This window comes from Spartinivicinus marinus, assembly GCF_026309355.1.
In the GTDB taxonomy this organism is placed as follows: domain Bacteria; phylum Pseudomonadota; class Gammaproteobacteria; order Pseudomonadales; family Zooshikellaceae; genus Spartinivicinus; species Spartinivicinus marinus.
The window spans coordinates 3,144,619-3,157,996 of the sequence record NZ_JAPJZK010000001.1; the positions used below are offsets into that span (position 1 = coordinate 3,144,619).

Annotated in this window: 15 protein-coding genes and 1 rRNA gene; 12 read left to right on the forward strand and 4 right to left on the reverse strand. The window is 37.5% G+C overall.

What is annotated here, in order from left to right:
• Positions 1-91 precede the first annotated feature (91 nt).
• From rrf to istB, 4 genes are all read left to right on the forward strand, one after another.
• A 5S ribosomal RNA gene (gene rrf / locus OQE68_RS14170) occupies positions 92-207 on the forward strand.
• 459 nt (positions 208-666) lie between these two features.
• Entirely contained in the window at positions 667-939 is a 273-nt protein-coding gene (locus OQE68_RS14175; protein WP_180572107.1) for a hypothetical protein, read from the forward strand.
• Positions 940-1,232: 293 nt separating this feature from the next.
• Complete coding sequence (gene istA, locus OQE68_RS14180; RefSeq protein WP_180571876.1) at positions 1,233-2,435, forward strand: IS21 family transposase; 1,203 nt, start codon at positions 1,233-1,235, stop codon at positions 2,433-2,435.
• Positions 2,413-3,192, forward strand: a complete 780-nt coding sequence (istB, locus tag OQE68_RS14185; protein WP_180571877.1) for an IS21-like element helper ATPase IstB — start codon at positions 2,413-2,415, stop codon at positions 3,190-3,192. The genes istA and istB overlap by 23 nt, the downstream gene beginning before the upstream one ends.
• Here the strand turns inward: istB and OQE68_RS14190 are convergent.
• Positions 3,167-4,486, reverse strand: coding sequence for a tetratricopeptide repeat protein (locus tag OQE68_RS14190; RefSeq protein ID WP_266195678.1), 1,320 nt, complete (start codon positions 4,484-4,486; stop codon positions 3,167-3,169). The genes istB and OQE68_RS14190 overlap by 26 nt on opposite strands.
• A 587-nt stretch (positions 4,487-5,073) precedes the next feature.
• Here OQE68_RS14190 and OQE68_RS14195 point away from each other — a divergent pair.
• Both OQE68_RS14195 and OQE68_RS14200 read left to right on the forward strand, forming a co-directional pair.
• A complete protein-coding gene (locus OQE68_RS14195; protein ID WP_180571206.1) occupies positions 5,074-5,790 on the forward strand; it encodes a type 1 glutamine amidotransferase domain-containing protein in 717 nt (238 codons plus the stop codon).
• A gap of 250 nt (positions 5,791-6,040) precedes the next feature.
• The gene (locus OQE68_RS14200) at positions 6,041-6,598 is read left to right on the forward strand and encodes a TetR/AcrR family transcriptional regulator (protein WP_180571207.1); all 558 of its coding nucleotides are present in this window, start codon (positions 6,041-6,043) and stop codon (positions 6,596-6,598) included.
• A 99-nt stretch (positions 6,599-6,697) separates the two neighbouring features.
• Here OQE68_RS14200 and OQE68_RS14205 read toward each other — a convergent pair whose 3' ends face one another.
• Positions 6,698-7,783, reverse strand: coding sequence for a threonine aldolase family protein (locus OQE68_RS14205; protein WP_180571208.1), 1,086 nt, complete (start codon positions 7,781-7,783; stop codon positions 6,698-6,700).
• 156 nt (positions 7,784-7,939) lie between these two features.
• Here OQE68_RS14205 and OQE68_RS14210 point away from each other — a divergent pair, with 156 nt between their 5' ends.
• Positions 7,940-8,605: an SH3 domain-containing protein gene (locus tag OQE68_RS14210; RefSeq protein WP_180571209.1), complete on the forward strand. Its 666-nt coding sequence runs from the start codon at positions 7,940-7,942 to the stop codon at positions 8,603-8,605.
• Positions 8,606-8,717: 112 nt separating this feature from the next.
• Positions 8,718-9,371, forward strand: coding sequence for a hypothetical protein (locus OQE68_RS14215; RefSeq protein ID WP_180571210.1), 654 nt, complete (start codon positions 8,718-8,720; stop codon positions 9,369-9,371).
• Between the two features lie 52 nt (positions 9,372-9,423).
• Here OQE68_RS14215 and OQE68_RS14220 read toward each other — a convergent pair whose 3' ends face one another.
• Positions 9,424-10,311 carry a LysR family transcriptional regulator ArgP gene (locus OQE68_RS14220; protein WP_180571211.1) on the reverse strand — a complete coding sequence of 296 codons (888 nt, stop codon included), beginning with the start codon at positions 10,309-10,311 and terminating at the stop codon, positions 9,424-9,426.
• Positions 10,312-10,469: 158 nt separating this feature from the next.
• Between OQE68_RS14220 and OQE68_RS14225 the strand changes: the two genes are divergently transcribed.
• Genes OQE68_RS14225 through OQE68_RS14235 form a run of 3 tightly spaced genes read left to right on the forward strand, consistent with a single transcriptional unit; the run spans position 10,470 to position 11,723 of the window.
• A complete protein-coding gene (locus tag OQE68_RS14225) occupies positions 10,470-11,036 on the forward strand; it encodes a LysE/ArgO family amino acid transporter (protein ID WP_266195679.1) in 567 nt (188 codons plus the stop codon).
• A 13-nt stretch (positions 11,037-11,049) separates the two neighbouring features.
• Positions 11,050-11,475 carry an ACT domain-containing protein gene (locus tag OQE68_RS14230; protein WP_180571213.1) on the forward strand — a complete coding sequence of 142 codons (426 nt, stop codon included), beginning with the start codon at positions 11,050-11,052 and terminating at the stop codon, positions 11,473-11,475.
• A complete protein-coding gene (locus OQE68_RS14235; RefSeq protein ID WP_180571214.1) occupies positions 11,475-11,723 on the forward strand; it encodes a CBU_0592 family membrane protein in 249 nt (82 codons plus the stop codon). The genes OQE68_RS14230 and OQE68_RS14235 overlap by 1 nt, the downstream gene beginning before the upstream one ends.
• A 239-nt stretch (positions 11,724-11,962) precedes the next feature.
• On the opposite strand, the gene OQE68_RS14240 is transcribed toward OQE68_RS14235, so the two are convergent.
• Positions 11,963-12,520, reverse strand: a complete 558-nt coding sequence (locus OQE68_RS14240) for a TetR/AcrR family transcriptional regulator (RefSeq protein ID WP_180571215.1) — start codon at positions 12,518-12,520, stop codon at positions 11,963-11,965.
• A 182-nt stretch (positions 12,521-12,702) separates the two neighbouring features.
• Between OQE68_RS14240 and OQE68_RS14245 the strand changes: the two genes are divergently transcribed.
• Positions 12,703-13,350, forward strand: a complete 648-nt coding sequence (locus OQE68_RS14245) for a glutathione S-transferase family protein (RefSeq protein WP_180571216.1) — start codon at positions 12,703-12,705, stop codon at positions 13,348-13,350.
• Positions 13,351-13,378: the final 28 nt, after the last annotated feature.

Sequence of the window (13,378 nt, forward strand, 5' to 3'; positions counted from 1 at the left end):
TAAAAATAAGCTAAAGAGTATCACCAAAAAAGTACAACGCAGAATTCAAATTACGAAAACCAACGCAAAACAGTTCCAAATTCCAGTTTTGCTTGACGACTATAGCGAGTGTGAACCACCTGAATCCATCCCGAACTCAGTAGTGAAACCGCTCCGCGCCGATGGTAGTGTGGGGTCTCCCCATGTGAGAGTAGGTCATCGTCAAGCGCCTTATTTTAAAAACCCTCAGCACAATGTGTTGGGGGTTTTTTACTTTTAGGGATGTTACTCCTTTCCTTTTTCTTTTGAGCCCTATACTCCCAGTACTTGCATGTCTTAGGCAACAGGCCACTTTGATCAAGAAATAATTGGTTTTATTTGCCTGTACAAGTCGATTTTTATGATGAAGATGGAATACCGCACATAGAAATGCTTAAGTCATTTGGCTAGTGGATTTCAGGGGGTATAGCTTTAATTCTATTATTCTTCTGTCTAGTCATAGTTGATTTTTTATACAGCTTATCTGGTAAAAAAATATTAATAAAAAATTAAACTTTACCTTAAGTCTTTCTAATTTCCTCTAATTTTCTATAGCCAGCTAAATATCATCGGAGCTGGCGAATAAATTGCTTGATATTAACTGAGTTAAGTATTCGTTAATATTAAGTTGTTTAGAGGTAAGCAGTAATGGATTATGGTCAGGTTGAGAATCTTGAGTATCCCTATGATTGTTGTGAAAAAGATGCAGAAGAAATCACTCAATTAATTAAAAAGTATGAGCATTTATTAAAGGAGGGCTTTTTAGTTTTTTTAGCTAAAGGTCGGTCGATGAGTTACGGTCGATGGGCTTGGTTGATTGTTAGAAAGGCTTTCAATCCTCATAAATATTATGATTTGCCTATTGGGCGATTTGAATTTGAGTTAAAACGAAGTATGAGTAAATACCTTAGAACCTGTTGAATATAGACAAAGCGACGTGCTAAAGAATTTAACACCCCTTAATTGGGGTGTTAATAGACTAAGACACTTTTTTCAAGCATGCTATGAAGTCTTTTCGTGATGATAAGGAATCGATTTCAGTAGTCCTGTTCTTAAATAATTTCCAGGTTGCCCCTTGAGTTCGTTTGGCGATACGCTCTTTTAGTAAGTCTTTGTCAGTGCCAGTGCTAAAAGTCCTATGATTGCCAAAATAAAATGTCCTCTCATTAAATCGACCATGCTGTTAGTGATATCACCAACACTGGAGTGTGGTCATGCTGTGCCAGGAGGACTATCACATGATAATCCACTTACATCGCCAAGGGATTTACCAAAAAGATATTGCTAAACGTGTAGGCTGTTGTGAAAGAACAGTAAGGCGGGTATTACAGCAAGGTGGATCGCCGCCATCAAAATCGCGCAAACCAAAACCCAGTAAACTCGATCCTTATAAGCCAACGATTGATCGTTTATTGCAAGAAGATGTCTGGAATGCAGTGGTTATTTTTCGTGAAATTGTAGCGCTAGGTTATGATGGCAGCACCAGTTTGTTGCGCGCTTATATTACACCGAAGCGACCATTACGAAAAACAAAAGCAACGGTACGATTTGAAACCCCACCAGGGAAGCAGTTGCAGCATGACTGGGGAGAAATCGAGACCCTCATTGCAGGTCAAGTAAAGAAAATTTATTTTTCAGTTAACACTTTAGGTTACTCCCGTCGTTTTTATTTTTGGGCAACAGAGTGTATGGATGCGGAGCATACACTAGAAAGCCTGATTCTCAGCTTCCAATGGTTTGGTGGCATTCCACAGGAAGTGCTTGTTGATAATCAAAAAGCCTTAGTATTAGCCCATAGCCCAGGTGGTCATGTCCGTTTTAACCCACGCTTTTTGGATATGGCCAGTCACTATGATTTTATGCCAAAAGCCTGTCGTCCAAGGCGCCCGCAAACCAAAGGCAAGGATGAACGGATGGTGGGGTATATTAAGCACCACTTTTTCCAGCGTTATCGCCAATTTGACAGCCTGGATCATTTAAATCAGCAGGCACAACAATGGTTGCAAACAGAAGCCGATCAGCGTATTCATGGCACCTACAAAGCGCCCGTGATGGAACGGTTTCACCAAGAGCAAACGGCGTTAATTCCCCTTCCTATGCAACGTTATGACACCAGTTACCGTGAAAGTCGCTTGGTCAATTGGGATGGCTACATTGATGTATCGGGTAATCGCTATAGCGTGCCGGACTCTGAAGTGGGTAAACAAGTCATCATTCGTATTAGCTTAGACGGTGAGTTACGTATTTATGATGGAGAAAATCATCAACTTCTGACGAGGCATTTACTGCAGCCGATACAGCAAGGATGGCAAACACAAGCAGATCATCATCGTGCTCTCTGGGCTCAATGTACCGTAGAGCAACGTAGTTTAGCCATTTATCAGGAGGTGATCGATGAACCTCTGCCAACTATTTGAACGACTCCGGTTTGAATATTTACCCCTACAGCTTGATAGTGTCTGTGAACAAGCCACACAACAAAGCCTTAATTTACAGGAGTTTTTAACCGAAGCATTGGAAGTGGAATGGGCAGGCCGTTATCAAAAAGGGCTAGAAGGACGGCTCACGCAGGCCCGATTACCATGGGTTAAGTCATTAGAGCAATTTGATTTTAGTTTTCAGCCCAGCATAGATAAAAAAGTGATTCGTCAATTAACCTCACTTCGTTTTATTGAGCAGGCTGAAAATGTCGTCCTACTTGGTCCTCCCGGTGTTGGTAAAACCCATTTAGCCATTGCCTTAGCGGTTAAAGCGGCTGAAGCAGGCCAGCGTGTGTTATTTCTTAGCTTTGAACAATTAATGACAAAACTCAAAAAAGCGGAATTAGAAAATAGGCTGGATCGTCAGTTACAACAATTAATTTACCCTCGGGTACTCGTGCTGGATGAAATTGGCTATTTACCATTAACTCATCAAGAAGCGAGCTTGCTGTTTCGCTTAATTGCCAGACGCTATGAAAAAGCCAGTATCATCCTGACGTCAAATAAAAGCTTTATTGACTGGGGTGATGTGCTAGGTGATCAAGTGATTGCAACAGCCATTTTAGATCGGCTTCTTCATCACTCAACGACAATCAATATTAAAGGAGAAAGCTATCGACTGAAAGATAAACGTAAAGCAGGCATATTAACAAAAGTAACAAATGCGACTAAATCAAAAGAAGAGGCATCATAATGGTGCTAAAAACCGGACATTTTAAATTGGCAAACAGCGGACTTTTTAAGTTGGCATTGACATCTTTAACTAATGAAAACCTGTTAGTTTCTATTCCTGCCATAATTAAATACTGCTGTAGTATATCATGCTGGGCGTGACTACCACCTAAAATATGTTGTTGGTAGCGTAAGTGTTGCATGCGCGTAATAACTTGTTCATATTGACGTTGATGAAAGTAGTTGATTGCAGTGGCTAATTCACGGGCAATATACTGTTCTTGTTGTAAACTACTGTGTTTTAAATGATGCAGTGACTCTATTTGGTTCTCAACCTGTTCTATTTGGCCTGTGCGAGCCAGTGCCATTGTATTGTGAGGTTCTGTGAAAAATATACTAGCATCACCGGCTACTTCCATTGCTGACTCTACAATTTTATGCCAACGGTTACCAACATTAATACCTTGAAACTCCAATCGAGTTAGCATTGAAGCTGCATTTTGGATATCTAAATAAAAAGTAGACGGTTTGGGATAAATAAAGTCATCATATAACTGTAATACTTTATCAAAGTTGCCTAATTCAAAATTAAATAAAGCTAAATGCCACCATAAGTGGCCTTTGAATGCATTATGCTGTTCAAAAGTTGCAGCGCTTGATTCCAACCAGCCAATACCTTCTTTTGATCTTCCTTGCATTTCCATCACATGTGCAACAACATGTTTGGACCATAAATCAGCAGAATTTATATCAACAGCTTGGCGAGCATATTTTTCTGCTAGTACATATTCACCCATTTCTTCTAAAGCAAATGCAAATGGCCCTAGAAAATAACCATAACCAGGAATACCTTGATGCCAGACTATAGACGTTTTCGCGGCTACATCTAACATTCGACGGCGTTCACCAAGCCAGAATAAATTACCTGTTAGTTGACGGTAAGCCAGTAGATCAAGCGGCCAATTTCTAAGTATAGATTCCCAAATATCAAAACTATCTTTAAGATTACCCTGAGACCACAAGTCTAACGCTTTTATATGTAATAATTCTCTTGGGGCTGCAATTTCTATTAGCTCATTGAGTTTCGTGACAATACTTTTTGCTGCTTCTAGAGATGAGAATCGACCTTCGCTTGCTACGCAATAGCCCTGAACAATATGAGCCATAGTAAACTGGGGATGCTCTATTAATAGAGCTTCCAGTGCTTCTGGGATACCGAGCTGATAATTATAAATATGAGAAATTATATTATCTAGCGTTTGGGCCCCTTGCTTACTTGTACCGGATAACTCTAAGCCTCTCTCATCATTAATCATAAATTGCTCTCTATATTTATAAATTAAATATGAAATATATCATTCATATTTAATTTATAAAATTTGTCCTATCTGTTATAAATAGTAGAAGTGTAGTATATGCTGTCTTTATTCCTTACATCAATAACCTGTTATTATAAGATTGTGGATTCAGTCATTGAATAATCCCACCTAAAAAACATTCGTATTGGATATAATAATTCAGTTTAAGTTCGTTATTGGTCAATTTGCGTATAAAGATTATCTCTATATATGGTACCTACCTTTTGATAGGCAGGCTAAGTAAAATCTATTCTTCAATCAAGCTTAAAAGAAAGATCTATAAGCAGGAACCTTGAATCAAAGTCTCTTCAATTGGTGTTTGATGACTATTCTCTAGGGCTGATAGGCTTATCCTAATGTCTTACCTCAAAATACTTTTATAGTGTATGACTATTATTTGTTCAAGATTAATAATATAACTCAATCTATCACTAGGTAGATTTGGGTTGCTGATTAGGGTTTGTTGATGTAAAGTGAATCTACCTTTCGATAGATAGATTGTCTTGAGAAGGTTTTTCCTTATTTATTGGTATATGGAGTTATTTATGAACACTGTAGCAACAAAGAAAACAAACAATATTCAAAAAAGAGTTTTACTTATTATGTCATCTGAAAATGAGATTGGCATTAGTGGTAAATTGACTGGTACTTGGTTTGAAGAAGTTGCCACACCTTATTATAAAATGGTTGAAGCTGGCTTTGAAGTTGTGTTTGCTTCACCTAAAGGTGGATTGGCACCAATTGATTTATTAAGTATGAAGCCACCTTTTACAACAGAAAACACTGAACGTTTTGTTAAAGACCCTGTAGCCAACTTTGCATTAGCTAATACAATTTCTCTAGAAAGTATTGAGTATTTACAGTATGACGCATTATTCTTCCCTGGCGGTTATGGCCTATTATGGGATTTAGCTAATAACTCTTTAGTGTTGAAAATGATTCAAGACTTTGCGCGAGTTGGTCGACCTATAGCTATGGTGTGTCATGCTCCTGCTATTTTACGTGATGCTAAAAAAGATAATGGTGAGCCGTTGGTAAAAGGAAAAGAGCTAACAGGATTTAAAAATGCAGAAGATAATGAGGTTGAATTACTACAACATTTACTGTTCTCCCTTGAAGATGAATTAAAGTTAAGAGGGGCTATTTATAAAAGTAAGCAAAATTGGGAGCCGAATGTGGTAATTGATGGATTTCTAATGACTGGTCAAAGCCCTGCAAGTGCTCCTCCATTGGCTGATGCATTGATTGAAAGGTTGAAGTAATCTGGATTTATTCTTTCTATTTTTATAAACACTAATCTTGATTAGCAAAGATATTAGGAATGTAGTGTATACATGATGGCACGGATGCTACTGCCTTTAAGTTGTTTGTCATTGAAAGCGTTGGACAAGTAAGAAAAATATTTTCATAATCTATTAGTTCTCCTTTTGTGATTGAAACTATGAATTGATATCAATCTATCAGTAGGTATAAAGTATTATTATAACCTTAATAAGTTAGTAGAGAATATTAATGAAGGCAGATACTGTTGAGAATATTAAAGATGTTGCTGAGTCCTGCATTAGAAGTAAGGGGTATAACTCTTTTAGCTTCCGTGAAATAGCAAGTGCTGTCGGAATCAAAAGCGCGAGTGTTCACTATCACTTCCCTACAAAAGGTGATTTGGGGGCCGCAGTGGTTAAGCGATATACAGAGCGGTTTTTAAGTGCTCTGGGTGATCCAGAAGATTCAGCAATCAAACCTGAGCAGCTTATTCAACGGTATATTGAAACATTCCGAAACTCACTGATAAAAGATCAAAAGTTATGTTTATGTGGAATGTTGGGTGCTGAAACAGACTCTTTACCAGAAGAGGTGGTTAGAGAAACCAAACGGTTTTTTAAAGATAATATTAAGTGGCTGACAGCAGTTTTTGCACGGTACAATCAGCAAGAAGAAGGGAGCGCGAATAATAAGGCAGTATATTTATTATCGAGTTTGGAGGGCGCTATGATGGTGGCTCATACTCTTGGTGAAATAAAGACTTTTGATCATGCAATTAAAGTTATTATGCAGCAGTTTAGTGAGTAATAGCCCTTCGAGTTGGGGATATATTAGTTATAGATAATGGTATGATAACTTGATTAGGTCTAAAAAGAGCTAATGCTCTTTTTAGCGTTTATAGGTGCTTTATAATGATTTGATTTCTTTGGCTAATAGATCAAGTGATTTTATTAATTGTTTATCTGGCATATCAAGTAAGCAGTCCCCTACATCCCACTCAAAAAAGCACTGATTAGCGAACGGTGAACTTTGTATTCTATTGAAAAAATAAATGCCATGTTCTTTTGCTATTTTATCTCGAACCTGAGTTGCTTGGTTGCAGCTAATAGGTAGATAGAGATGCAGCATACTTGTTTGAGGATATTCAGGATTGGGAATTATAAAAGGGTAATTAGCTAATACTTGGTAAATTTCTTTAGTTCGCAGATAATAGGCAGACATTTTTTGTAACTGTTGATCAAACTTCATCGCAGCTGAAACAATATAAGGTGAACGTCTGGCTAGATTACCACCTTGTCGTTTTACCCATACTGATGCTCTTTCAATCAGTGCTTCACTACCTACTAGTATGGAACCACCCAATCCACCAATACCTTTATATAGTGAAATATAAACGCTATTAAAGCCATGGGCTATTTCAGCATACTCTTTTGCATAGTAGTCTTTAGTTTCCCAAAGTCTTGCACCATCCATATGTAGATGAATGTTATGCTGGTGACAGTATGTTTTTATTGCCGTAAGTGCTTCCCATGTGGGTAGTTGACCACCAATTTCTCGCATCGGAAGCTCATATAATGCAGCTGCAATGTCATCTTTTATATCTTTAAGGTCTTCGATTGTCCAAACTGAAAAAGGATCGCCAATAGGTAGTACTTTGAATCTATTTTGCAACTGATAACCCTGGCATTCATGTTTTAATATATGAGCAGTATGGTGCATAGCAACGCAATCAAAGTTTTTTTGTCGACATACAAGTTGCAATACGGTTGGTTGGTTTAATGTTCCTGTTGCTATAAATAGTCCTTTTTCAAAACCAAGTAAATCTGCAACTCTTTGCTCAAACTGTTGGATTAGCTCTCCTTCACCATAGATATCGTGTTTTATATTGTTTTGTTGGCACCACTCAGCCATAGCGTAGAACTCTTCTGCTGCCGTTAACTCGTGGTGACCATAAAAGAATGTATGACATTGGTCCTTTACAGTATTAGACATAACTTCTCCTTACTGCACTCTTTGCTTTTGGATGAACCTTTTTAGTTTTTACTATCTCTTAATTAATAAAAAAGCTTAGCTGGATTATTATTGTCTGACGATATTGCTCAATGATCTAGAGCTTGTTTTTTTATAGTAATAGAGGAAAAAATGACAATGAAGCAAAAAAAGCCGTTATTTACCTGTCTGATTGTATTGTTGCAGGGGTTCACTGCTTTGAGTGCCTATGGAGCAGTTTATATTAAGGTAAAAGGTGTGGTGGCAAGTGATGTATTGAATATTCGGGCTAATGCATCGGCTAAAGCTGAAATAATTGGCAGTATTCCTGCTGATGAACAATGTGTAGTAAACCTTGGGTGTAAAAATAGTTGGTGTAGAGTGGAATATAAAGACAATAAAGGGTGGGTTACAAGCAAATACATACAAACGCAAAACTGTCGGTTGGTGCCTACTAATAAAGAGAGGCATCAATCGCTTTTAACGATTCCCGTAATGTCTTCTTTGCCAATCTTAAAAGCGGAAGGCCAAGTATCTGAGCTTAATCAGTCCGCGGTTGACTTTTCTTTAGAAATTGCTGGGGATTTTGAAGAAGCAAAGGAACAGTTAATACACCAGCAGAACGATAGCGCTGAAAGTGCTGATAAGACTACTGTAACGGTTATTCGGGATGGCTTTTTGGATGATAGTACAAGAGGAGAGCGTTGGGATATTAAACTAATGAAGCAGCCTACTGGTAAATGGCAAACCCATTCAGTAACAGTAGCCCATAGATGCTGGCCAGGAAGAGGGTATGAGTTTTATAGTAAAGAGCCTTGTAACTAGTTACTTTTTCAAAGCTTAAAAAAAAGCTACTAAATTTTATATTTACGAAGAAGAAAAAAAACTAAATTAGCTATCTTGATAATTATAATCTAGCCTAAGGATAGCGTAATTTATGCTTAAAATTATAAATAACATAAATATGGTGAATGAAATCAGACGTAAGTCCGATACAGATGTTAGTAGTTACCAGTTAACGCAGGAGTTTAAAGAAAACCCAAACGAATTCTTAAAGAAAAATTTACTACTTATAAATAATGAGCCAACACATGTACCAATAAAAACAGGCGTTTATAATTTCCAAATAGAGCCGCTGGCAGGCAAGCATGCAGTTGATCATAATGGCAAAAAAATTAATTGTTGTTTATTAAAACAAATACCAGAGTACTCAAAGTCAATGATTACTGCATATTTTTTAGCATATAAACAAGATGGAATTGAGTCGATAAAGTTAGGGGATGATGCAGACCTGTTTTTGTCAGCAGGATTGACAGGTTGTGGTTTAGCAATAGAGAGTACGTCTAGTCCTCAGGTTTTTCATATAGATGGAGAAAAATATCCTAATGATAAAATGTTGGATTCGCTACCTGATACAAATAAGAAACGGCTATATAACGATGCAACTTATGGGAATGACCACTATTATGGAGGATCATCAGCTATTGGTGTTAGAGACGGCAGTAGCTGGAAGTTCTTTGGGCAGGCTTGGTATATGAAAAATTTGGATAGTTATCAATTGGCTTTTCGAGAAGGTACTTTTTTAATTTAGCTTTAATTTAATTTGCAGCTGAGAGAGCTGTGTTTGCTAATTGGTGTTATATCTAAAAAAGATTATTTTTGGCATACTTTATCACTGATTCAGAGATTAATTTATGGATACCTTTTTCTAATATCCACCTGTGCCAGTATAAAGGGACTTTTAACTTATATTTGGAGCTTAACTCAATTAGTGAACCTTCATTTAACTCAGTTTGAACTTGTATTCTAGGGATTAAACAATATGCGGCGCCTTCCTTAGCTAAGCTAACAAATGCTTCTGATGACCTTACCGTATGGCAAGGATAAGTGCCAGGTAGTAGATTAAAGTGCTGTGCAAGAAAAATCGCATGCATATCATCTTTTTGATCAAAAGCTACAGCGGGAGCATACAGTAGTTTTTCAGCTGTTACGGCTTTACCAAAGTAGTTTTTCTTAAAACTGGGTGCGGCTGTAAGCACATATTCCATGTCTCCTAGTTTATCTGCTTTACAGCCTGGTAAAACTTGATTGTTACTGCTGATGGCTGCAAATGCTTCTCCATTTTTAATTTTTTCTAATGTGTGGCTCTCATGGCTGATCAGCAAGTTTAGCTCAATAGGATGGTTTGTTAGGAGAAGGTTAATGGCAGGAATAAACCAGGTTGCCAAACTATCAGCATTAACTGCGATGGTAATGTTTAACCGTTGGTTGGGTTCTGTGGGGAACAGCTCTTGTCTTAACTCTTGCTCAAGCTGCTTTACCTGGCGAAAGTGGCCAAGCAGTTTTTGGCCCATTACTGTTGGTTCTACTGGGTGGCTACGTACTAAGAGCGGCTGAGCTACTTGTTCTTCTAGTTGCTTAATACGTTGTGAAATAGCAGATTGAGTGATTGATAAGATAGCTGCAGCTCGCTCAAAGCTTTGCTCTTGTACTACCGCATCTAACGCTTGTAGTAGCTTATAGTCGAACATTTTGTGGCTAACCTGTTTCATAAGAAAATTTAATATCAATTAAGAAAATTTAATTTTACTAATAATAGCATGACTCTTATCATGAATTCAGAATTTTTTGTAAGAGGTTGCAAATGCTGTTTCTTCCTATGCTTAAAGGGTTTCTATTGGGGGGCGCGATGATTATTCCAATAGGGGCTCAGAATGCCTTTGTGATTAATCAGGGTATAAAAAGAAATCACTACTTAATTGCTGCTACAATTTGTATGCTTTGTGATATTGGTTTAATTGCTCTTGGAGTGTTTGGTAGTAGTAGTTTAGTGACTGAAGGTGATTTAGTTTATCAGGCTTTGATTTGGGGGGGAGTAATATTTTTATTTAGCTATGGAGTCATGTCATTTAAAAAAGCATTTCAGTCTCCTGTTCATGATGTAGAGCTGTCTAGTAATAGAAATATGCTGTCATTTAAGTTTGTTATATTCTCGGCCTTAGTGGTTACTTTATTAAACCCCCATGTTTATTTAGATACCGTTATGATTTTAGGTGGAGCAAGCCTGAAATATACTGGTGATGAAAAAATTAAGTTTGCAATAGGTTGCATGTTGGCTTCAGCTGCATGGTTTTATTTCCTTGCTATATTAGCTGCTAGACTAGCACCATGGTTGTCAAATCAAAAAGTACAAAAAGCTATTGATATTGTAGTAGGCACAGTGATGTGGTTTATCGCTGTAACACTCATAATATAAAGGTGTGTTTGTGATGATAGTAATTAAAGACTTGAACCAGTTATTAATGAATTTAAAACCTGTGTTGGTTGCAGATGAGTTTGTGTTTTGTACTTTAAAAGAGTTTGATAACATTAATTTGGTTAAATATCAGCCGATAGCTACTTTTAGAGAGATGGAAGGGATAACTCTGGTGTTAAAAAAGGAAACTGCTGTCCAACAAAGCATCGCATTTGATAGTGTGTATAAAATGATTACCTTGCAGGTGCATTCCAGCTTGGATGCTGTGGGATTAACAGCAGTGGTATCAAGAAAATTGGCTGATAATGGAATAAGTGCTAACATGTTTGCTGGATATTATCATGACCATATATTTATACAATCAGCAAAAGCTGAAGAAGCGCTGTTATTATTAGCGGAGCTGGCAACAGAGTCTGCATTAGTTCAAGTGGGAGAATAATGAACTATTACTGGTATGATTTAGTAGGTAATATAGGTGTCTTTTTAATTTTATTATGCTACTTATTCATTCAGATGAATAAGTTAAACAACGACAGTTTAGTGTATTCATTAGGTAATCTCATTGGTGCAATTTTAATTTTGATTTCTCTCTATTTTGACTTTAACTTATCGGCGGTTATTATTGAGGGAGCATGGGCACTAATCAGTATTTATGGGGTAATACAGTGGTATAAGAAAAGCCACTAACTATACTCTTCGCGAATGACTTTTAGGGGTTGTTGTTGAATACGAGCCCCAGCATTTCGACTAATGCTGCTATTGCTAACTTCACAGTAGTAGGCTAGCCCCTAAAAACAATTCGTTTTGACTACAAACAACCACTTAGGGCACCTCTAGTAATTGTTTATAGCCTTGACTGCGAATTTACCAGAAGGCCAGAGACAGCAAACAATTATTAGAGGTGCCCTTAAGTTTTATTTTTTTAGTTATACTTGAACACCTTGTTGGCAGGCGCTTAATAACTGCTCTGCCAGTTCTTCTTCATTGATTGCTCTTGCTATCGCTAGGCCTCCAATCATTAATACAGCAGCCTGAAGTGCTTTTACGGAAGGCTTTGTATTTTTATCTGGTTTTGTGGTTGACAGTTTATTCACAAACCCTCGAAATGCTTTGGTATAAACATTACGAACCGTGTCATCGCGCTGGCTAACATCAGTTACTAAAAAAGCCAGTGGACAATGCATCATTTCACCTTCTCGATGTTCAAGGCTTAAGTAAGCTTTCGTTAAACTAGCAAGAGACTGTTTGCCAGAGGCTAGTTGTTGCAATAGGGAGCTACCAGACATAGCGGCAGTTATAATGGATTCAGCATATAGTTCAGACTTAGAACTGAAATGGGTATAAAAAGCACCACGGGTTAGGCTAGCATCTGCCATTACTTCATTAATACTGACATTGTCATAACCCTTGTGAGTGAATAAGCGAGCAGCGCTAGTTAAGATTCGTTGGCGACTGGCCTGTTTATGGTTATCTGTCCAAGGCATTATGGTTACTCCGGTTAGTCATAAGCTCAGCTGTTTTAACATTTTTACATAGTTTTAAAATATGTCCTTGATCATATTCTCATTAACCCTACATTAGAATGCCTGAGTTAAGTTAACCGATTAGAAGGTCGCAAAAGGTTATGAGGCAGTAATTTTGCGACACCGTTTAAGAGGAGGATAGGATGAGTCAACAAGTACATATTTATGGGCCTAACTTTAGTAGCTTTGTTCGTTCAGTCAGGCTGGTATGTGAAGAGAAAAATATTAGCTATACAACAGGATTTTCTGTGAATGGAGAGGAAATTCCTTTTAAGAGCGATAAACACTATAAACTGCATCCATTTGGGAAACTACCAGTATTGATTCACGCTGATGCTAGTATTTGTGAGACAGTAGCAATTTGCCGCTATCTTGATCAAGAATTTCCTGGGCCAGAGTTACAACCTTCGGATCCTGTAGCAAGAGCTAAGCATGATCAGTGGTGTAGTTTAATAGCAGGGGACATTGATCAAGCAATAGTGCGTAAGTATTTACTTGAGTTTGCTTTTCCCAAAGGAGAAAACGGCACTATTCGAGTTGATAAAGTGAAGGCTGCTGAACCAGGGGTAGAAAAAGCATTGATAGTGTTAAGTCATCAATTAGCTGATCAGTTGTATATAGTCGGAGACAGTTTTACTATAGCTGACGCATTATTAGTACCGATATTGGACTATCTTTTCAGCCATTCTGAAATTAAATACATGATTGAAAAACATAGTAAGCTACAAGACTATCTTAATAGAGTTTCAGAAAGAAAATCATTTCAAAAAGGAGTGGCGGCGGCTGCTTAAATATTCCACTAATCTAATAAGGCTTGTA

What these genes read in the sequence shown, in the direction of transcription:
- OQE68_RS14235 (WP_180571214.1), top strand. Translation starts at nt 11,475, where the DNA reads ATGAACTATTACTGGTATGATTTAGTAGGTAATATAGGTGTCTTTTTA.
- OQE68_RS14190 (WP_266195678.1), bottom strand. Translation starts at nt 4,486, where the DNA reads ATGATTAATGATGAGAGAGGCTTAGAGTTATCCGGTACAAGTAAGCAA.
- OQE68_RS14240 (WP_180571215.1), bottom strand. Translation starts at nt 12,520, where the DNA reads ATGCCTTGGACAGATAACCATAAACAGGCCAGTCGCCAACGAATCTTA.
- OQE68_RS14175 (WP_180572107.1), top strand. Translation starts at nt 667, where the DNA reads ATGGATTATGGTCAGGTTGAGAATCTTGAGTATCCCTATGATTGTTGT.
- OQE68_RS14245 (WP_180571216.1), top strand. Translation starts at nt 12,703, where the DNA reads ATGAGTCAACAAGTACATATTTATGGGCCTAACTTTAGTAGCTTTGTT.
- OQE68_RS14205 (WP_180571208.1), bottom strand. Translation starts at nt 7,783, where the DNA reads ATGTCTAATACTGTAAAGGACCAATGTCATACATTCTTTTATGGTCAC.
- istB (WP_180571877.1), top strand. Translation starts at nt 2,413, where the DNA reads ATGAACCTCTGCCAACTATTTGAACGACTCCGGTTTGAATATTTACCC.
- OQE68_RS14220 (WP_180571211.1), bottom strand. Translation starts at nt 10,311, where the DNA reads ATGTTCGACTATAAGCTACTACAAGCGTTAGATGCGGTAGTACAAGAG.
- OQE68_RS14200 (WP_180571207.1), top strand. Translation starts at nt 6,041, where the DNA reads ATGAAGGCAGATACTGTTGAGAATATTAAAGATGTTGCTGAGTCCTGC.
- OQE68_RS14230 (WP_180571213.1), top strand. Translation starts at nt 11,050, where the DNA reads ATGATAGTAATTAAAGACTTGAACCAGTTATTAATGAATTTAAAACCT.
- OQE68_RS14225 (WP_266195679.1), top strand. Translation starts at nt 10,470, where the DNA reads ATGATTATTCCAATAGGGGCTCAGAATGCCTTTGTGATTAATCAGGGT.
- OQE68_RS14215 (WP_180571210.1), top strand. Translation starts at nt 8,718, where the DNA reads ATGCTTAAAATTATAAATAACATAAATATGGTGAATGAAATCAGACGT.
- OQE68_RS14195 (WP_180571206.1), top strand. Translation starts at nt 5,074, where the DNA reads ATGAACACTGTAGCAACAAAGAAAACAAACAATATTCAAAAAAGAGTT.
- istA (WP_180571876.1), top strand. Translation starts at nt 1,233, where the DNA reads ATGCTGTGCCAGGAGGACTATCACATGATAATCCACTTACATCGCCAA.
- OQE68_RS14210 (WP_180571209.1), top strand. Translation starts at nt 7,940, where the DNA reads ATGAAGCAAAAAAAGCCGTTATTTACCTGTCTGATTGTATTGTTGCAG.